Origin of the sequence: Paenibacillus sp. FSL H7-0357, assembly GCF_000758525.1 — a bacterium.
GTDB lineage: Bacteria > Bacillota > Bacilli > Paenibacillales > Paenibacillaceae > Paenibacillus_AQ.
In genome coordinates, this window is record NZ_CP009241.1 from 6,329,419 (window position 1) to 6,349,020 (window position 19,602).

Consider the following 19,602-nt stretch of genomic DNA (forward strand, 5'->3'; position numbering starts at 1 on the left):
ATTGTATTATTGCGGTAAGAGGAGGGATCCTTAGTGGCACAATTGTTCGAGGTATTGTATTGGGTGGCTATGGTTGGCATGTCTGTTGTATTGGCGGGTACCACCATCCTTGTCTGCGCGCTCGGCTTCAAGTTTATAAAAGACCGCCGCAGAGTGCTTGGCGCCAGTTGTATCGCCTTCTCCATGGGGGCCGCCGCTTTAATCGTGTTTATGATTAACTTCAAGTTTATCCTTCCGGCCTGATTGCGGCGATCGTTTCACTCCTTCATTGCAGATACTATACTCTATGAAGGAGTGAGAGGATGGCTTGTGCAGATGGACAGCTTCATTCGCTGAGATCTATTAACTACTTATATATATAAGTTGAACTTTAGACTTACCAAGCCGGCATAGAACGCAACTGCGGTGAATATTTGGACTTCCGGCCGCTGTTGTCTTCGGATTTCTTGATTTTAACCGCTATTTAGCGGTAGAAATCCGAAGACAAAGGCGGACACTACCGTTCCTCCAGTTCCAAAATTCCCCTCCGCTGCTTTTGCCTCTAGGTAGTTCTTTAGTTCAACTTATATAGAAGCAATTGCTATGACGCGCAGGTAATGGGCAATATCGCTGCAAGAGAGGGTTCAACCTCATTCCCGTACTTTACGGCCCAATCAGCTTTCTCTTAAAGACAACAATGACATCTTTGGAAGCCCCCTGTGCCTGGCTGGTGTCAAAACAGGATACAAGCTCCCAGCCCTCCTTACCATAAAAATTCAGCTCCTCCTGAAATTCCGAATTATCAACTCTGCCGCCCCAAAATCCGCCGGTCTTAAATTTAATTGTTTTGATATTCCCATCGCTCCATGTGTCCGCTCCTTTCTCACTGCCCCCAATACCGGGAATTAAAGCAATAACCTATCTCTCCCTGGCCCTGCTCAGGCGTATGAATTCCGCAGCCGCCAATCAGCTGGTTGGTCTCTTTTAGAACCACTGCAAATTCAAAAACTTTACGCGGTTCCTGATGCTGTTGGCTGATTGTTAAATGAAGATAGGCTCTTGTTTCCTCTTCCGTGTTGGGCCCCCACATCATATGCTCTACTACCCTTGGGTCCGATGCGTAGCTGTGAACCGCTGCACAATCCCCGGGCGAAAATTCCCTGATCATCAGCCGTTGTGTTTCAATGATCAATTCAGATCACTTCCTTAATATCAATAGTAATGTGCCGTATGGTTCATTTATGCTCCAGTATATCAGGCACACTAAATATTGGAAATACAAAAAGACTCCAAGGCGATTAACCTTGAAGTCTCATTCTGCACGTCATGAAGGGTGTTACAAACGTTTCTCTGGAGATTTGCGAAAAGTACGTTTTAGCAAAAGCACCAAGAAAACCAGTACAAAAACAATAAAAAAAGCTGTCAGGAAAAGTCCTGTGCCTACCCAAAAGCCGTAATCAAAAAGGTCTGCAACATCTTCTGGTGTGAAGATAAGATTGATTACTGTTGGAATAGTTATAAATATCAAAGCGTATATTAACGCCTCTTTCAGTATCTTTGACACTAAACGGCCCTTCCCATTCAGCAAGGCTCAGCTGCAGGCTTGCCGGCATCGTCCTTCGTACGGAAGGAGGAACCGCAGCCGCAGGTGGCGGTGGCATTCGGGTTATTAATGGTGAACCCGCCGGTCATGCCGGATTCTTCGAAGTCAATCTCAAGACCGTTGAGATAACGGATGTCGTCTTTACTTACAACTACCTTGAGATCAGCGACATCCAGGTAGACATCCTGCTCGCTCTCGTTATCGTCAAAGCCCATGGCGTAGGAGAACCCGCTGCAGCCCCCCGGTGTTACGCCAAGGCGAAGGAACATGTTGGGCAGCTCCTGCTCAGCCAGCATTGTCTTGAGTTGTTCTGCCGCTGTTTCACTAATTGTAATCATGATCTCAACCTCCTGAAAGTTTGTTAGCCTATCTGCTTCTTATGCTATGACAGCCTTCCGGCCAAAAGTAATTTTCTATATTAAATTAAGTATACCCCACTCTTCCCATGCCCTCAAGTCATATCTGCTGCTTTGGATACGATTTATCCGCTCTATACTTCAAGTCTCAGCGGTTGCTCACCCTTGGAGAGAGGTTTATAATAGGGGAAGCGATATACGTAAAAATTCGGAAAATTGTCACGAAGGCCATCAAAGCCTCCATTTTTTACGCTGGACATCACGTGTTTTAGCAATTTTCGGTTACGATTCTGCGGGTGCATTCACCTCGCCAAACCTTCAGGAGGAAATCATATGTCTACTCTTATCACACCCCACACAGACGCCAGAATGGCGAACATTATCGAAAAGGTTCGCGGCGGAGAACGATTAAATTTGGAAGACGGCGTTTATTTATATGAGAGCAACGATTTGCTCACGATCGGCCAGCTGGCTAATGAAGTCAACCAGCGCAAGAATGGAAACAAGGTATATTTTATCGAAAATATGAGCCTTTATTTCACCAATGTTTGCGAATCCCACTGTGCATTCTGCAATTTCCGCAAGGATGACGGAGAAGAAGGCGCTTATACCCTTTCCGGTCAGGAAATGGTGCAATATGTCGAACAGCATATTCATCCCGGCGTACGCGAATTCCATATTGTCGGCGGCCATAATGATAAGGTGCCCTTCCAATATTACGTTGATTCGCTGAAAGCTCTGCATGAGCGGTTTCCTGAAGTTACCTTAAAAGCCTATACTGCGGCGGAAATTGACTTTTTCACCCGGATCAGCGGACTCAGCATCCGTGAAGTACTGGAGCAGCTGCGCGCAGCCGGACTCCAATCGCTTACCGGAGGCGGAGCTGAAATTCTCTCTGACCAATACCGTAAAAAAATGCGCGTTGATAAAGCAAACGTCGAAGAGTATCTGGAAGTGCACCGGGTTGCCCATCAGATGGGCATGAAGACGCACACCACCATGCTCTACGGCTCCATCGAATCGCACGAGGACCGCATCCGCCATATGCTGCAAATCCGCGAGCTGCAGGATGAAACGAACGGATTTATGGTATTTATCCCGTTGTCCATGCAGCCCAAGAACAAAAACGCCGGGATTATGCGCCGCAACTCCGCGTACGAAGATCTTAAGACAATTGCGATCAGCCGTTTGATGCTGGATAATATTGACCATATTAAAGCTTACTTCATTAATATTGGCGCGCAGCTGACTCAGGTTGCCCTAAGCTTCGGAGCTTCCGACGTGCATGGCACGATCCTAAAAGAACGGATCAGTCACGCCGCAGGTGCTTTAACTCCTGAAGGTCTGACACGCGAAGAATTGATCTGGCTCGTAAAAGGCGCCGGACGGATTCCGGTTGAACGGGATACCTTCTACAATGAAATTAAGGTTTACGAATAATTAAACGACTGAGTTAGCCGGAATTATCCTTCGCTGCTGCAAAAACCATATTTGAGCACTACTCGAAAGGAAGATCGGTCTGCATGAGAACACTACTCGTCCTGGGTGGCGGCTACGGCGGCCTTGCCCTTATCCAAGAACTGCTCAACAACCATCTCCCTCATGATATGGAGATCGTCCTAATCGACCGGATGCCTTATCAGGGAATCAAGACAGAGTATTATGCGCTTGCTGCAGGGACGGTGAACGATTACCATTTACGCATCCAGTTTCCCGTGCACCCGCGTCTGACCGTCAGATATGGTGAAGTAGGCTCCATTGATCTGGAGAGCAGAATGATATTCATGGAGACCGGCGAGCCGGTTTCCTATGATATCCTGGCGATCGCTCTCGGCTGTACAGATAATTATCATGGCATTCAAGGAGCAGAGCAATATACCTGCAGTATCCAGAGCTTCTCGGAAACGCGGGAAACGTATCGGCGGCTGAATGATGTGAAGCCTTATGGAACGGTTAATATTGTAGGCGGGGGATTAAGCGGAGTGGAAATTGCCGCAGAGCTGCGTGAAAGCCGTCCTGACCTGAATATTTCTATACTGGATCGCGGGGAACGCGTGCTGTCGGCTTTTCCGGCGAAGCTGTCCAAGTATGTGGAGGAATGGTTCAGCGAACACCATGTCGAAACACTGGGCAAAATTTCCGTATCTCATGTAGAAAAGGATGCCATCTATAATGGCACCCAGGCTATTCCTGCTGATGTTACCGTATGGACCGCCGGAATCCAGCCGGTCCGGGTAGTCCAGCAGCTCGGAGTAGCCAAAGACCGCAGTGGCCGGATCATGCTGGACCAATATTACAATATAGCGGATTATCCGGAAGTGTACGTGCTCGGCGACTGCGCCAGCCTTCCGTTCGCTCCAAGTGCTCAGGCAGCCGGAGCGCAAGGGGAACAGGTAGCACATGTCCTTCAGGCGCTGTGGCGCGGCGAAACACCGAAGCTCCATGCGATCAAGCTGAAGGGAACGCTTGGTTCCCTGGGCAAACATGCCGGTTTCGGGCTGATGGGCCGCCGCTCCGTCATGGGACGTGTCCCCCGTCTGCTGAAAAGCGGCGTATTGTGGATGTCCAAACGGCCTTTGGGTTAAGTTAAGGTAGGCCAAGGATAGGACTAGCCTTTGACTAGTCCAGTTCCAGATTGTCCCATGCTTCCTGTTCCTTAATTGCGGCCTCGATGGCTGCTTCCAGTTCCTCCGGAGAAGCTGCTTCAATAATCTCGCCGTCAACCATGGCGAATGGCTGCAGGTAGCACTCGCCGCAGTTGTTCAGACAACCGTATTCAATGACATCGTATTCCGGATTTTGTTCCAGCTTTTTTTTCAGCGGTTCCGTGCCATGGCCAATATTACTGGCACAAAATTCAATAATTGGTCTCATGATGCTCTCCCTATTCTGCACTAACCATTTTATTTTTTAACTTTTTGTACTATAATGAACTTACGAAAGGAGTGATTGAGAAATGAGTGAGAATGTACAAAGCACCACCATGTATGATGAAGTACTGGAAGTGCTCGATAAACTTCGTCCGTTCCTGCAGCGCGATGGCGGTGACGTCGAACTGATCGATGTTGAAGACGGCATTGTTAAGTTGAAGCTTATGGGTGCCTGCGGCAGTTGCCCCAGCTCCACGATCACGTTGAAAGCCGGGATCGAACGCGCCCTCCTTGAAGAAGTAGAAGGCGTAGAAGAAGTTGTTCAAGTATTCTAATCCCGTTTGATACCGATCCCGGATCTTCTGAGAAGAAGACCCGGGATTTTTTTGAACTATAAGAATTTATAGGCTTCACACTACGGCGAAGCCGTTTCCACTTGTTATATGTATTATAGAGGATTTCACATTTCGCAACAACCGGAGTACTAAAAACCCCGCATGCCTATTTCTGGCATGCGGGGTTTTCCGTCGTTGTAATTCTGTTAAGTCAGCTAAGGCAGCAGCTTAAAATGCAGGGATAATCGCACCTTCGTATTTCTCTTCGATAAATGCTTTAGCTTCCGCAGAGTTCAGAGCTGCAGCCAGCTTCTGGATAGCATCGGAATCCTTGTTATCAGGACGGGATACCAGCAGGTTGGCGTAAGGGGAATCTGCTCCTTCAATGAACAATGCATCTTTGGTTGGAACAAGGCCGGCTTCAAGTGCAAAGTTGGTGTTGATCAGAGCAATATCCACTTCATCAAGCTGGCGTGGCAGCATTGCTGCATCCAATTCAATGATCTCAAGTTTCTTTTTGTTTTCGGTAATATCCGCTTTGGTGGAAGTGATATTAGTATCGTCTTTCAAGGTGATCAGGCCGTTTTTAGCCAGCAGAATCAGTGCGCGTCCACCGTTGGTGGCATCGTTCGGAATGGCTACTTTCGCGCCGTCAGCCAGTTCGTCAATTGATTTGATTTTTTTGGAATAAGCGCCGAAAGGTTCAACGTGAACAGCAGTTACCGATACCAGATCCGAGCCGTTCTTTTTGTTCTGGTCATCAAGGTAAGGCTTGTGCTGGAAGAAGTTCGCATCCAGTGCCTTTTCGGCAAGCTGTGTGTTCGGCAGGATATAGTCTGTAAATTCTTTGATCTCCAGCTTGATGCCTTGTGCTTCAAGCAGCGGAGCGATAGCCTTGAGAATTTCAGCATGCGGCACAGGAGATGCGCCGACCACGAGGGTTACAGGTTCTGCAGCCGGTTCGGTCGTTGGCTCTGCAGAAGCATCTGTTGTTGGTGCATTCGTTGCGGCGGAATTGGCCACGTTATTGGTATTGTTATTGTTGCCGCAAGCAGCCAGCACCAATACCAAGGTCAAGCTGAAAAATGTGAGCAGTACTTTCTTCATCTGTAAATCCCCCTTTAATAAATGTATGAATAAGGCTATATATGGACGTACCTTATTTCCGGGTAAAAAATCTGACCAGCCGGTCTCCGGCCATTTGCAGCAGCTGAACTAGTATAACCATCAGCACTACGGAGATAATCATAACTTCTTTCTCATACCGGTAATAACCGTAGCGGATTGCCAGGTCACCAAGACCGCCGCCGCCGATCATCCCCGACATCGCGGTGTAGGAAACGAGCGTAACGAGAGTGATGGTCACTCCGGCAAGCAAGCCTGGACGAGCCTCGGGCAAAAGTACACGCATAACGATCTGCCCTGTAGAAGCTCCCATTCCTTGTGCTGCTTCAATCACGCCCCGGTCAACCTCACGCAGTGCCGTCTCCACCAGTCTGGCAAAAAACGGAGCCGCACCGATGACCAGCGCCGGAATCGTACCGAGCACACCTATCGAAGTCCCCATAATCGACTTGCTGAAAGGAATCAATGCTACCATTAGAATGAGAAATGGAACGGAACGCAGGATGTTTACAAGTAGTGATAATACCGAGTAAATAACCCTGATAACAATGTTATTTGATCTTCCCCATAAATATAACACAATTCCGAGTGGTAAACCAAGAATAATTGTGAATATTCCGGAAAATGCCAACATTTTTAGTGTAGCCACTGTAGCATCAAGCATTTCTTCCCAATTAATCGTATTAAAATTCAAGCCGCCCACTATGAAATCACCTCCACATCAAGCCCCTGCGCCGTTAACTCGGCGATTGTGGCTTCAACCGCTTCAGGAGACCCTTCAAAACGGACAATCAGCTGGCCATAAGGCACATCTTTAATTGTGGAGATTGTCCCCTGTAAAATCGCAAAGTTGACCCCGGTATCGCGGGCCACATGGGACAAGGTAGACTCGTACGTTTTTTGTCCCAAAAAGGTAATCTTGACGGCCTTGCCGAAATCACCGTTCACTGCATCAATGGCCGCCCGAAGAGGCCCGTCCTGCTGAGTTTCACTACGGATAAACTCCTTGGTTACTTCATGCTTGGGCTTCAGGAATACCTCTGCGACATCCCCCTGCTCGATAATACCGCCGCCATGAATGACTGCGACCCGGTCACAGATGCTCTGTATGACATGCATTTCATGCGTAATCAGCACAATCGTCAGATTAAATCGCTTGTTGATATCGAGCAGCAGACGCAGGATGGAATCCGTTGTCTGCGGATCCAGCGCCGAGGTCGCTTCGTCGCATAGCAGCACATCGGGATCACTAGCCAAGGCACGGGCCACGCCCACCCGCTGCTTCTGTCCACCGGACAGCTGGGCAGGATATTTGTTCAGATGTTGTTCGAGACCAACCAGTGTTATCAGTTCCTTCACTTTATGGTCAATTTCTTTTCCCGGAGTGCCCATCAGCCGCAGCGGAAAAGCGATATTATCGTATACTGTAGCCGAAGTGAGCAAATTGAAATGCTGAAAAATCATTCCGATTTTACGCCGCTGCACCTGCAATTGCCTCTGATTCAGCGCCGTCAGATCCACACCGTTCACCCATACCTCACCCTCTGTCGGACGCTCCAGCAGGTTAATGCAACGGATTAGGGTGCTTTTTCCCGCTCCAGAATGGCCGATTACTCCAAAAACCTCACCTTTTTTGATGGACAGGTTCAGATCCCAGAGCGCTGTAGCGGCCTTGCTGCCTTTTCCGTAGACCTTGGTTAAACCTTTTAGCTCTATCAATTGCTGTCCCCCTCTCTTTAATTTCTATTTCTATAACATCAAAAAGACCTCTTACGATCGATTGCAGATCGCAAGAGGCCCTGTGCGTTTATTAACAATGCCTTCTCATCTGCCAAAGACCGCAAACCGCGCGGTATTGTAGGAATTAGCACCATGACATTCATCTAAAACGCGGGTTGACGCGTATTACACAAATCGGTTGCCGGGCTTCATCGGGCCTATCCCTCCGCCGCTCTCGATAAGATTATGATATGAAATTAGTTGCCGTTCTCTGTGAGAAACGAATGCATGCCTAAGTATAGTAATTTTCAGGTTTTTTGTCAAAGGGAAAGTTTTACTTGGAGCCGTCCCCTGCTTTCAAGGCTGCCGCGTTTTTACGCCACTGCTCATTGCTGTAACGGAACGAAGCGCTTAAAGATTTGCACACCATCTCGAGGCACTGCTTCAAATCCTCCAGATGACTGTCCAAATCTTCAAGCTGAATTTTGTCATGCAGACCTTGATGTCTTTGCCAGAGATCATCCTGCATTTCCGCATTCATATAATGAACTTCGGCGTTGCGGCGTTTGCGCAGATTCTGCAGCGGCTCCCGGTAAGAGTTCTTGATATTCTCCAGTTCTTCCGCCAGCGGCGCATGCGCTTTGAGCAATTGAAATTGCCGCAGCACGGTGAAATATGAGAAATGGGCTTTGACCTTGGTCGTGTTGAGATTATACAGACTGTTCAATACAGTTCCAAGCTTGTCCAGCAGTGAGAAGACACGAATAAAGCCGTTTTTATAAAAATAAACATACCTGGCATAATCGCCCTGCTCGATCACCGTCATATCATCCATATAACCGGCAACAACCAATTTCCGGTAAAAGGCTGCCGCGAACCAGCTTTGCTCCAACTCGTCCAGGGAGGAAATCAGCCCGCGCGTCCATATCTCCAGCTTGCGGTATTCATGGTCGTGGTCCTCATGCGCGTTCATTTCCTTGCGCAGCATCGCTGCAAGCTTCGCCATGTTATCCATGGCTTCAGCCAGTACACCGCCGTTCTCGCGCGGCGGTTCTCCCAGTAATATCCGCAGCATGTTTTGTCCTCCTTAAAGTTTTGTAAGCATTACATCCTGAATCTACTTCGTACAAAACTCGCTTCGGAAGCATTCGCTTAGTTTTGTGAGCAATTCTTCCTGATTCTTCTTCGTACAAAACTAATTTCGGAAGCATTAACTTAGTTTTGTGAGCATCGGGAAATAGTTCTTCCAGTTTTGGTCGACCACCTTCACAATATCCCCGCACGGTTCCAGCTCATCCGGATAATCAGGCTTCATGCGGGCGTCGATAACAATTGGCAGCTTATAGCCAATGTGATGGCGGTTAACCTTGGATTCTGCGTAAATATCGCTCGCCGGATTAAACCGGGTGAACACAGTCCACAGAAAGGAGGTTTGCGTCTGAGCGGTTTCAGCGGCGTGATCCACCAGTATGACAAGCGGCCATTCCGTTTCGTTCTGGCGCAGTTCGGCGATCAGTCTCAGCGGAAGCTCAGGGTCGTCTATATAGGATGCACCCGATACCGTTAAACATCCTCCGCAATAAGGAACAACGCCGGTAATTCCGGGAAGCACTCCCTCATTATAGGTACGGGGAAGCACCCGAACCGGGGATCCGATGCCCATCATTACGCCTTTACTGCCGCGGTTCAGCTTGTGTCCGGTATAATCCGAGGTATCTTGAGCCGTATTATTCAGCACAACCAGATCAGTTTGCGGATCGAAACGCTCCAGTACCGTCTCCAGCAGCTTGGGGAAATCGCAAAGATCCACCGGTTCATTCGTCAGCAGCAGAAATTTGGTCAAAGACAGCTGGCCTTCTCCCAGAATGCGGAAAGCCGATGCCAGCGCTTCGCGCGAATAGCTTTCGCGCACAACGGCGGATGCCAGCGAATGCGAGCCGGCTTCGGTATAAGACCACAGTGCCTTGACTGACGGCATCAGCAGCGGATAGGCCGGGGACAGGAGGCGCTGAAGAAAATCCTTCAAATAATAATCCTCCTGGCGGGGTTTGCCGGCAATCGTTGCCGGATAAATCGCATCCTTGCGGTGCCACATCCGCTGAACATGCAGGACAGGGAAATCATGCTGCCGGGAATAATATCCATAGGGATCTCCGAAAGGTCCCTCCGGGCGACGTTCCAGCGGCGTTACAAGACCGCGGATGGCGAATTCGGATTCAGCGGGAATCCGGTGTCCGCCCATGGGATCCTTAACCATGGGCAGCCGACGGCCCAGCATTAGCGAAGCCAGCAGCAGTTCAGGCAGCCGCTCCGGCAGGGGAGCAATGGCTGCGGCAATCAGCGCCGGCGGGCCGCCGAGAAATACGGAGACTGGCAGAGCCTCGCCGAGCAGTTCAGCCTCACGGTGATGAAAACCGCCGCCTTTATGGATTTGCCAATGGACACCTGTTGTATTGTCATCATAAATTTGCACACGGTACATTCCAAGGTTACGGTTCAACGGATTGGTAATACTCTCGGTATATACTAACGGGAGGGTGATCAGCGGCCCGCCATCCTCGTGCCAGCTTGTGATTCTGGGCAATTCCTGCAGCGGGTCGGTACTGCGGCATATGCCCAGCACAGGCGCTTCACCCTGGGGCACATCTTTGACGCCTACCTTGAGCAGATCATACAGCAGGCCTTTTTCTTTCCATATCGCCGAGGGGGTGGGCGGCAGCAAAGTTTCCACCGCCCCCGTCAGCGACTTCATCAGCTGCTCGGGCCGGGTCCCAAATGCCTGGTTTACCCTGCGGACCGTCCCGAATAAATTTGTCGCGACCGGAAAAGGGGTTCCTTTTACATGGGTAAAGAGCAATGCCGGCCCTTCTTCCCGTACCACACGCCGATGAATCTCCGCCAGTTCAAGATAAGGGTCCACCGGAGTATCAATCACAGCGAGATCCTTATCCTTTCTCAACTGCTCGATCCATTGACGCAAATTATCGTATCCCACTTTATTGTTCCTCCTCAAACCTGGCTGAGTGCCCAAAGTCTGATTGGCAGTCTTACTGAGAACTAACGATACAGGACAGACGAACATTTCCCCTGCATTTAGTTTGATTTATTCTTTCTGCTCAGCTGCCATACACGCACACTCATGTAGCACAAGACTCCGAACAGTCCAGCAATCAGCAAAATATGGGCCAGCGCAGCAAATATGTACAATTGTTCGTTATACAGCGTATGCACCACAGCCGCACCGCTGAGTACCTGCAGCAGACAGAGCACAACCGCGGCAACGCCCAGAGCCCTCAGCTCAGGCCATGCTCTGTGTTTCCAATAGGCTAAATGTCCAAGCAGTGCGATTAGAACAAACAGCAGTGCCGCCGCAACCCGGTGTACAAATACTATGCCTACACCACCAGACAGCTCGGGAATCCATTCCCCATTGCAGAGCGGCCAGCCGGAGCAGCCTCCCTGTGAATCCGTGTGGCTAACATAAGCTCCGATATAAACGACAATATATGAATATAACGCCGTAAACCACGTTAAGTTGCGGAACCCCCGGCTTACCCCTTGCCCGTAAGCCTCCTCTACGGCTCTAGATTCATGCTCGCGCTTCGTACCCAGCGCGAGCATGAGTGAGCTGGCGAAAGCTATTAAAGAGAAGCCCATATGCAGCGCCATCACCGCAGCTGACTGCGCTTGCATGACCGCAAGCGCTCCCATTCCACCCTGTACCACTACAAAAAAAAGTGTCAGCCCAGCATAAACAAGCAGTTCCTTCTGTCTGCGGGCATAACGCCAAAAAGCAAACATCGATATTAACGACACCAAACCCGCCAACCCACTGAACAAGCGGTGGGTGTACTCGATCATTGATCCCACGGTATAGGCTGGAATCAGCTTTCCGTGGCAGAGCGGCCAATCATGTCCGCACTCCAGTCCCGATCCCGTCTTCGTGACCACAGCGCCTCCAAGCAAGGCGAAAAACATTGTGAGGCAAGTGATATAGCTAAGCGTTTTCAATTGATTTGTCGTCAATAGGATCACCCGCAATTTTCATAGGAATGAACTGGATAATATAAGGGAAGAAAGATTAAAAAAACACCGCTTCTGCTCTATCAAGGCGAAAGCGGTGTGCAAACTTCATTACTTGTGAATACTCAGATAAACCTCAAGCGCCGTATTCAGAAAATTCTCAATTTCCTCACGGGATTTGCGCAGCTTATTAACGAATCTTACTAGCTCACGGCCGTCGGTGTAAGCGACAAAGCTGGGAATTCCAAGAATGTTCTGTTCCTGGCTGACATCGCCTACCGCATCGACATCTACTTCGACAAGCGTAAGACGTCCATCGTATTTCTGCTCTACTTCAGGCATAAAAGGATCAATAAACTTGCAATCGGAGCACCAATCCGCCTTGAATACAGCTACGCTCAAGCGCGGTGATTGAATCGCTACCTGAAATTCCGCAGGGGAAGAAATTTTATCCATGGATTATCCAATCCTTTCTTCATCATTGAGTCGGTTACCCTTTAAGTGAAGCAAAATGTGCTCAGGAAGTCAAATAAAATAGACGAAATAAGACATTAATCATAGCATTATTCGTTAGTACGAACACGTTCAGGCTGAAGCTTCATCAGTGGTTTGAGCAGCTTCTGCAAAGCACGCGGATAACTGGCAACCTCCTGGCGGCTTAGCACACCCAGCACAATCAGGAGTACAAGATAAATTACAACAACAGCTGCACCTACAACCAGACAGGTAATCAGGAAAGCAAGCCGTGCAGGCATCAGATGGGTCAGCATCACTCCCGCTTCGTTCAGGCCGTAGCCAATTCCGCCGGAAGCGAGAACCGCAACGGTGAATCCGCCCCAGCGTTTACCCATAATCTCAAAAGGAACAATGGTTTTGAGCATGCGCAGATTAAGATAAGTAATGATGAAGAAGCAAAGCGCCGTTGCTGCAATAATGCCGTATATCCCGAAGGCGCGGCTCAGCAGGAAGTTTGAACCTAACTTCACGAGAAGACCTGCCATCACATAATACATGGAAATTCGTGATTTCCCCATTCCCAGCAGAATGGAGTTGGTCGTCATCATTGTAATCTGAAAAATCGTACCAAGCGTCAGCATCGCAACAATCCCGCTGCCGTCAAGACTGCTGAAGATCAGTCCGTTCACAGAATAGGCTGATACAACGAGAGCAAGTACAATTGGTGTTCCCGTTAATATCGAAATGCGCATCGCGAGCGTCACCTGGCGTTTCAAGTGCTCTTCATCACGCCGGGCGTAGGCCGCTGAGATAATCGGAATCAGCGAGGTGCTTAGCGCAATGGACAACACAGGAGGTATTCCCGCGATACTCTGCGCCCGGCTGCCAAAAATCGCCAAAGCCTGGGTCGCTTCTGCCATACCGATTTGCCCACTAAGCAATGGCACAATGAAGGAAGTATCGATAAAGTTCACTACCGGAACCGTAATTGAAGATAACACAATGGGTATAGAAAGCTTAAAAATATCCTTGTAAATACCCAGCAGCGGCAATTTGGCTTCATTGGTTTTATAGAGGGCCACTTGCTCCTCACTGCGGCGCAGCTTTATTGCATAATACAACATGACGCCAAATGCGCCGATACTGCCGAGCACACTGCCGAATGACGCGCCGGCTGCCATCCATGTATTGCTGTATCCCTGGCGGAGCAAAATAAAAGCGAGCAGCACGGCCGTGGATACCCGGGCAATCTGCTCGACAATTTGCGAGATTCCTCCAGCCATCATATTGTTGCGTCCCTGGAAATAACCGCGCATCATCGCGATGCAGGGGAACAGCAGCAGTGCCGGTGCAATCGCCCGAATGGCCAGGGTGCTCTCTGGAACCTTGGTATGTTCCGCATAATAAGGAGCAGCTATGTACAAGATTGTACTCATCAGCACACCTACAATAGCGGCGAATATAAGTGCGGCCCGGTACACCTGCTGCGCTTCATGCGGCCGGTTCAGGGCATAACGCTCGGATACCATTTTACTTAGTGTGCTGGGGATTCCGGCTGTGGCCAGCGGCAGCAGCAGCAGGTAGACGTTGTTCGCCTGCGTGAACGAAGCGTTCCCGATATCATCGAATAAATGCTCCAGCGGCACCCGCTGGACAAGCCCGAGCACCCGGGCCACGAGCGCGGCAGCGGCTAGAATAAGCGTGCCTTTGACAAAAGATTCTTTCTTGGACAAACTGTTTCGCCTTCTTCGCTGTTAATTTATTACGATCCAGATAAAGAAAAGGACCACCATGGCAATTTGCAGTATGATTTTGACTACCGTACTGCTGAATAAGCCAAGCAATGCACCGAAGCTGACCTTGACCGCTTTGCCGGGATTTGAGCCAGCCATCAGTTCACCTACAAAGGCCCCGATAAACGGACCGAGGATCAGACCGATAGGCGTCAGAATCGGCCCCAGAATCAGACCGATGGTGCTGCCGATGACTGAGGCGCGCGAGCCACCAAATTTCTTGACTCCCCAAGCCCCGACAACGTAATCAGCCACAAACAAGATAATTACAATCAGCGTCTGGAACAACCAAAACCAGACTCCGAAAGGTTCGAAGCTGAAGAACCACCCGTATACAAAGAAGGCCAGATAAATCGCCAGCGCACCAGGTAGAATCGGGTATACAGCCCCGGCCAGTCCGACCGCGATTAAAGCAATAATCAGAATCCAACCCAGAATGGCCATTGGCTCATCTCCTTAAAGGTTTTGGTCGCACTTACTACAGGATATACTTTTGAATCACTTCAGCAATTCCATCGTCATTATTGGACGCTACCACAGCATCCGCCTCCTGCTTGACGGTCTCCTGGGCGTTGCCCATAGCAACCCCAAATCCGGCCTGCTGGATGGCAGCCAGATCGTTCAGACTATCGCCAACGGCAACAACCTGTGACATTTCGAGACCCAGCAGCTGGCAAACCTCGCGTATACCGGATGCCTTATTGACACCAAGCGGATTGATCTCCAGATTATGCGGCGATGAATTGGTAATTTCGAGACCGCCCATATCCTGAAGCCGCATCAGCAGCTTATGGCGGATCTCATCATCCTCTGTGGAATAACCAAACTTGAGCCATTCCCTGCTCAGAATCTCCCCATCCCAGTTGTTCCGGTTGTACACTTCATCCACCGAATACGCCCAGAACCAGATATCGTATTCCTGGGCAATGTCATACATCTGCTGCACCAGCACCGGGTCCATCAGCGAGCGGCGGTACAGCTCATACGGAGCCCGCCATACTTCACTACCATTCACCATAATCATCGGAGTCTTAAGTCCAAGCTGTTCAGCATAAGGCATGGCGCTTTTGGAGGCGCGGCCTGTGGAGAGACAGACGTGAACGCCTGCATCAACTGCCTTTTGAATCCATTCTACCGTTTTTGGGGTAATGATTTGTTCATCATTCAGTAAGGTTCCATCCATATCCAGTGCTAACAGGCGGTATTTGGCAGTCATTGCCACCCCTCCAATTTGTATGCTCATTTCAAGAGCTATTATTTGGTCACTCGACCCGGCAGCATAGCCGCGTCAGTTGTTCGTCGTTCCGTCTGTGCCGCTTGCCGAGTCTGAGCCCTCTGCATTGGCATCGGTTTTCAGACTTTTCTTCGGCACTCCATCCAATCCATACTCATAGTCGTACGCGTCAAATATTTTTCGTGCAACCGGAGCGGCACTGCTGGAGCCGAACCCGCCCTCCGGAATAACAACCGCTACAGCAAGCTTGGGATTCTCGCGCGGGGCATAGGCAATAAATACCCCGTTATCGCGCAATTCCCCTTTACCCAGCTGCTGTGAGGTTCCCGTTTTGCGGGCAAAGTCATAAGGGAAGTCATTAAACGCAGTAACATCACTGTTCATGCCCTTTTTGATTTCGTTCCAGTAGGATTTATCAAAGGTTGTAACTTCATCAAGTACCTCGCGTTTGAACTGTTTAACCACGTTACCCTTGGCATCGGTGATTTTGCTGACCAGCTGCGGCTTGATCCGTACTCCTTCATTCGCCAGTGTCGTTACGTATTGGGCGAGCTGCAGGACCGTATAGCGTCCTTGCTGTCCGAATGAAGCATAGACCAGCGCAGCCTGGGCACTGCCGGCAGCCTTGGTATCGGTATAGTTGATCTGTCCGAGATACTCATTGGGCAGTCCGCTTTTTGTAGATACACCGAGGCCGAATTCCTTCATATATTTATCCCAGATATTTATACCTTCACTATGATATTTCTCCCACAATTTCTTGCCAACCATGTCCACCATGAACGCATTGGAGGATTTCTCAATCGCTCTGGACGGGTCCATAGGGCCATACACGTGGCCGGAAGAATTTCGCACGGAGGATTTGTCATTTTTCCCGAAGTGGGCAATCCCTCTGTCTGTATAGATAGTCGAAGTAGTAAAGAAGCCTTCATTCAGTCCTACAAGCACACTCAGAGGCTTGATGGTTGAACCGAGCAGCACCGTGGAGCCGAACTCATGACCCGACATCCCGGAGGAATACGGTGTAATGGTTCCGTTCTGGTAGTTGCCCATTATTTTCTTCCATACCTCGGTGTCCATTTTCTCGGCAGTCCACACATTGGTGTCATAATCAGGCATGCTGGCCATCGCAACAATATTGCCGGTATCGACTTCCATAGCTACGGCATAGCCGGTCAATGCATTCGGGTGTGTCTTGCCTTGTACCGAATTCGAGTGCAGCCATCTGATTTGCTCTGTAATGGCCTGCTCGGTCTTGAGCTGAATGTTCTTGTTGATCGTCATCCAGACATCGTTACCCTTGACAGGGGGCACGACCGCCTCCACCTTCTCAGCCATATTCTGCGGACTCACCGAGATCACCTGATATCCGTTCTTGCCGCGCAGCTCCCGCTGATACTGCAGTTCCAGGCCATCGAATCCGACAAATTCATCGTCTTTATAAGTAAGGCCGGGGTCCGCATCCAACTGTTTCATCGCATTCTGAATATTCTTATAAATATTCAAGCTGTTGGACGACTTAAAGGGTTTGATATATCCGACAGTCTGTGCGGCTACAGATTCCTTGTCATAATGCCGGTTGCTTTCCTCCACAATCTCAAGTCCGGGATATTCGCTCTTGTGCTCCATAAAGTAGGCCACTTCCTGCGAAGTAAGACCAGCCTTGATGCGCCGCGCCATAAAACCCGAATATTTCCGGAAATACAAATCCAGGGAATCAATAATATCTTTTTCAGTCAGCTTCTCAGCATTCGGATCACCATAGGCGCTAAAGTCCTTAACCAGCTTGGCCGCAAGGGCATCTGATTGGGCCTGCGCCTCCGGCGTAAGCACGGTTTCTCCCGTCACCTTATCCGTAACCTTGGCTGTATATTCTTTAGTAAGTGTAATATAAAGCGACTGCACAGAAGTCGAGTAAGCGATGGGCTCCCCTCCCGCTGCACGAATGTTCCCTCTTATTGCGGCGAGCGGCACATTTTTGGTATCACGGCTTGTCTCCACCTCAGTCAGAGTTGGCCCTTCGACGAACTGTAAAACGGCAAGACGGACAATGATTACACAAAAGATAACAAATGTGCTAAAAAAGAATACATTGATCCGTAGGCCAAGCGAACTTTTGCTGTTGCTTTCCTCTGGGGGTGAGGCCTGCTTACGGAAAAAACTCACAGTTTTTCACTCCTCTACATCTAAAATAAACCTTTGTACCTGTGCTGACTCCATGTAAGGCCGAAAGTTCCTTACAGGCGCTTAGTCCAGTCACGATTCCCGGTCACAGGCATCAAAAATTGCACGTGCGGCCAGTGTGCGCACGAGAGTGTTCATATTATTCTTCAACATCGTTTCACATGCTGTATTGTATCATAGAATCAAGGCATTCCGCTTCCTTGCTCAGAGCATACTTTCTTTGACATGGGTTTTATCGAAATCCTTGGGATTAAACCAATCCCCGCTGACTGCCCAGGTGGAATCGAGTGGAATCCAGGCCTGCCGGTCTGTGATGTACACTTCATTCCAGGCATGGGGCCCGGATCCCCCTTGGCCGTCGTAGCCCTGACCGGTCACTACGCGCACTTGAAGCCCCTGGGAGCGGGCCATCACTGCATAAAGACGTGCATAATCAATACATACACCGATCCGGGTATCAAAGGTATCCTGCGGAGTCTGCTCCTTCCAAATCCGGTTCTGCTCATAATTCTCGGCTTTGGCATAATCATAAGAGATCCTGGAGCCGACCCAATCATACAGCAGTCTGGCCTTCTTCTCATCGTCGCCGGCTTGTCCCGCTATATCAGAGGCAGCACCCACGATGTCGGGTGAAATCTCATGGTCGAGCACTTCGTATTTCCGCCGGAGGATATCCGTCATCTCGGCGGCAACCGCCTTGGTCAGAACCGGCAACTTACTGCGCACATTCTCACCGGTAAGGGGTTCGAAGACCGCAGATGCGCTTTGCCGGTAGATCGGGGATGATTCCACATAACGGCTGAACGTGCTGTCCGGATTCAAGCCTACGCCGATGTACAAGGCAAAAACAAGCAACAGGGCGCGCACAAGGCCGGTAGCCAGACCGATGACAGCTCCGCTGAGACGGCTCACCTGCGTAATCTTCCTGTTTCCGGACCTGCCCGAAAGGCGCGGAAGGGAAATCGGAAGCAGCATAAACAGCAGTCCCAGCAGCAGGCGGATGAGACTGTAGGACAAGAGCAGCAGCAGCAAAAAACGCACAAGCGGCGAACCCGCCAGAACGGACACCGCCGTATAGTATAGCTGCTGCCACTGGCTTAATTGGATATTCGGAAGCTCAATTCCACCTGCCCAGGTCTGTACACGGGGCGAGAGGTAAAAGGCAGCCGGAATGGCCAGGGCCAACGCAGCTATGGCAAGCAGCCCGGTTCCGAGCAGCCCAAACAGCCCTCCCGCTGAGCGGCCAAACCCCCGGCTCCAGCCCTGCAGCAGCGAGAAGAGCACTATCAGCAGAAGGAGGATAGTGATGATATTGGCATCACTAATACTGTCCATCCAGCTGTTCAGCATAACCTCCCCTCCCTTTCTTTCGCATCAGCTTGTATTTTAATTCCCGGCCCCATTCTTCCGGGCTTCATCAATAAAGCTTTTGGTAGTATCGTTAACACTCCACTTCCCAAGACTGACTCCGCGGAAGGTCACTTCCACTTTATCCTCACCGGCTGCACCCTTCACTTCAAGATTGGGTGTTGTGATCGTAAACGTACCGTCACCGCCTGAAGTATATTTTGCTTCTTTCGCTTCTTTCAGCATAACTTCCTGCGCTTCGCTCTTCAGGGTGCTGACCGTTCCATCCGCCACCTTATTCACAGCGTCTCCAATCTGATCCATTGTAACCCCGCTGTAAATGAACAGACCCGCAACGATAACAATAACAATCGCCCATTTCAGAACCGTCTTGACCAGATTAACAACGGCAAACAGCAGTACAAGCGCAATAACGATAACTAGCCAATTTTCTCTGATAAACTGTGACCATACTTCCGGATCCATCAATTTCCCAACACCCCTATCAAAAATTTCGTTACACCAGGGAGCGAGTCCCCATTAATACTAATTATTATACATGAATGCCTCTTATAATT

22 protein-coding genes and 1 riboswitch are annotated in these 19,602 nt (G+C 49.7%); of the genes, 4 read left to right on the forward strand and 18 right to left on the reverse strand.

The features are described from left to right. Positions 1-33 precede the first annotated feature (33 nt). A complete protein-coding gene (locus tag H70357_RS27930; RefSeq protein ID WP_038596124.1) occupies positions 34-243 on the forward strand; it encodes a hypothetical protein in 210 nt (69 codons plus the stop codon). A gap of 399 nt (positions 244-642) precedes the next feature. On the opposite strand, the gene H70357_RS35505 is transcribed toward H70357_RS27930, so the two are convergent. The 4 genes from H70357_RS35505 to H70357_RS27945 all read right to left on the reverse strand — a co-directional run bounded on the left by H70357_RS35505 (position 643) and on the right by H70357_RS27945 (position 1,920). After that, positions 643-894 (reverse strand): DUF4177 domain-containing protein, encoded by a 252-nt coding sequence (locus tag H70357_RS35505; RefSeq protein ID WP_331281774.1) that lies wholly within the window; start codon positions 892-894, stop codon positions 643-645. Continuing rightward, positions 863-1,171, reverse strand: a complete 309-nt coding sequence (locus tag H70357_RS27935) for a GNAT family N-acetyltransferase (RefSeq protein WP_052092294.1) — start codon at positions 1,169-1,171, stop codon at positions 863-865. Before H70357_RS27935 ends, H70357_RS35505 begins: the two co-directional genes overlap by 32 nt. Before the next feature lie 144 nt (positions 1,172-1,315). Further along, positions 1,316-1,543: a hypothetical protein gene (locus H70357_RS27940; protein ID WP_038596127.1), complete on the reverse strand. Its 228-nt coding sequence runs from the start codon at positions 1,541-1,543 to the stop codon at positions 1,316-1,318. 17 nt (positions 1,544-1,560) lie between these two features. Continuing rightward, positions 1,561-1,920: a HesB/IscA family protein gene (locus H70357_RS27945; RefSeq protein WP_038596130.1), complete on the reverse strand. Its 360-nt coding sequence runs from the start codon at positions 1,918-1,920 to the stop codon at positions 1,561-1,563. 351 nt (positions 1,921-2,271) lie between these two features. Here H70357_RS27945 and mqnE point away from each other — a divergent pair, with 351 nt between their 5' ends. Further along, on the forward strand, positions 2,272-3,378 hold the full coding sequence (gene mqnE, locus H70357_RS27950) for an aminofutalosine synthase MqnE (protein WP_038596132.1): 1,107 nt from the start codon (positions 2,272-2,274) through the stop codon (positions 3,376-3,378). A gap of 83 nt (positions 3,379-3,461) precedes the next feature. Continuing rightward, a complete protein-coding gene (locus H70357_RS27955) occupies positions 3,462-4,523 on the forward strand; it encodes an NAD(P)/FAD-dependent oxidoreductase (protein ID WP_038596135.1) in 1,062 nt (353 codons plus the stop codon). A gap of 34 nt (positions 4,524-4,557) precedes the next feature. Here H70357_RS27955 and H70357_RS27960 read toward each other — a convergent pair whose 3' ends face one another. Then, positions 4,558-4,812 carry a YuzB family protein gene (locus H70357_RS27960; protein WP_038596137.1) on the reverse strand — a complete coding sequence of 85 codons (255 nt, stop codon included), beginning with the start codon at positions 4,810-4,812 and terminating at the stop codon, positions 4,558-4,560. Between the two features lie 82 nt (positions 4,813-4,894). Between H70357_RS27960 and H70357_RS27965 the strand changes: the two genes are divergently transcribed. Then, on the forward strand, positions 4,895-5,143 hold the full coding sequence (locus H70357_RS27965; protein ID WP_038596139.1) for a NifU family protein: 249 nt from the start codon (positions 4,895-4,897) through the stop codon (positions 5,141-5,143). 228 nt (positions 5,144-5,371) lie between these two features. On the opposite strand, the gene H70357_RS27970 is transcribed toward H70357_RS27965, so the two are convergent. The 13 genes from H70357_RS27970 to H70357_RS28030 all read right to left on the reverse strand — a co-directional run bounded on the left by H70357_RS27970 (position 5,372) and on the right by H70357_RS28030 (position 19,510). Beyond that, positions 5,372-6,250, reverse strand: coding sequence for a MetQ/NlpA family ABC transporter substrate-binding protein (locus H70357_RS27970; RefSeq protein ID WP_038596142.1), 879 nt, complete (start codon positions 6,248-6,250; stop codon positions 5,372-5,374). Between the two features lie 52 nt (positions 6,251-6,302). Continuing rightward, on the reverse strand, positions 6,303-6,932 hold the full coding sequence (locus H70357_RS27975) for a methionine ABC transporter permease (RefSeq protein WP_052092688.1): 630 nt from the start codon (positions 6,930-6,932) through the stop codon (positions 6,303-6,305). A gap of 38 nt (positions 6,933-6,970) precedes the next feature. After that, complete coding sequence (locus H70357_RS27980; protein ID WP_038596145.1) at positions 6,971-7,987, reverse strand: methionine ABC transporter ATP-binding protein; 1,017 nt, start codon at positions 7,985-7,987, stop codon at positions 6,971-6,973. Between the two features lie 102 nt (positions 7,988-8,089). Continuing rightward, positions 8,090-8,232, reverse strand: a riboswitch (SAM riboswitch). Positions 8,233-8,321: 89 nt separating this feature from the next. Further along, complete coding sequence (locus H70357_RS27985; protein WP_038596148.1) at positions 8,322-9,062, reverse strand: Cthe_2314 family HEPN domain-containing protein; 741 nt, start codon at positions 9,060-9,062, stop codon at positions 8,322-8,324. Between the two features lie 135 nt (positions 9,063-9,197). Then, positions 9,198-10,982, reverse strand: a complete 1,785-nt coding sequence (locus H70357_RS27990) for a UbiD family decarboxylase (RefSeq protein WP_038596150.1) — start codon at positions 10,980-10,982, stop codon at positions 9,198-9,200. Between the two features lie 98 nt (positions 10,983-11,080). Continuing rightward, positions 11,081-12,013, reverse strand: coding sequence for a COX15/CtaA family protein (locus H70357_RS27995; RefSeq protein ID WP_038596152.1), 933 nt, complete (start codon positions 12,011-12,013; stop codon positions 11,081-11,083). Between the two features lie 108 nt (positions 12,014-12,121). Beyond that, entirely contained in the window at positions 12,122-12,466 is a 345-nt protein-coding gene (locus tag H70357_RS28000) for a thioredoxin family protein (protein ID WP_038596154.1), read from the reverse strand. A gap of 107 nt (positions 12,467-12,573) precedes the next feature. After that, positions 12,574-14,199: a putative polysaccharide biosynthesis protein gene (locus H70357_RS28005; protein ID WP_038596157.1), complete on the reverse strand. Its 1,626-nt coding sequence runs from the start codon at positions 14,197-14,199 to the stop codon at positions 12,574-12,576. A 21-nt stretch (positions 14,200-14,220) separates the two neighbouring features. Beyond that, complete coding sequence (locus H70357_RS28010) at positions 14,221-14,703, reverse strand: DUF456 domain-containing protein (protein WP_038596160.1); 483 nt, start codon at positions 14,701-14,703, stop codon at positions 14,221-14,223. Positions 14,704-14,737: 34 nt separating this feature from the next. Next, positions 14,738-15,475: a Cof-type HAD-IIB family hydrolase gene (locus H70357_RS28015; protein WP_038596162.1), complete on the reverse strand. Its 738-nt coding sequence runs from the start codon at positions 15,473-15,475 to the stop codon at positions 14,738-14,740. A gap of 72 nt (positions 15,476-15,547) precedes the next feature. Then, positions 15,548-17,659, reverse strand: coding sequence for a peptidoglycan D,D-transpeptidase FtsI family protein (locus H70357_RS28020; RefSeq protein WP_052092295.1), 2,112 nt, complete (start codon positions 17,657-17,659; stop codon positions 15,548-15,550). Between the two features lie 222 nt (positions 17,660-17,881). Continuing rightward, the gene (locus H70357_RS28025; RefSeq protein WP_038596165.1) at positions 17,882-19,027 is read right to left on the reverse strand and encodes a transglutaminase domain-containing protein; all 1,146 of its coding nucleotides are present in this window, start codon (positions 19,025-19,027) and stop codon (positions 17,882-17,884) included. A gap of 36 nt (positions 19,028-19,063) precedes the next feature. Continuing rightward, complete coding sequence (locus H70357_RS28030) at positions 19,064-19,510, reverse strand: hypothetical protein (RefSeq protein ID WP_038596167.1); 447 nt, start codon at positions 19,508-19,510, stop codon at positions 19,064-19,066. Between the last annotated feature and the right edge of the window lie 92 nt (positions 19,511-19,602).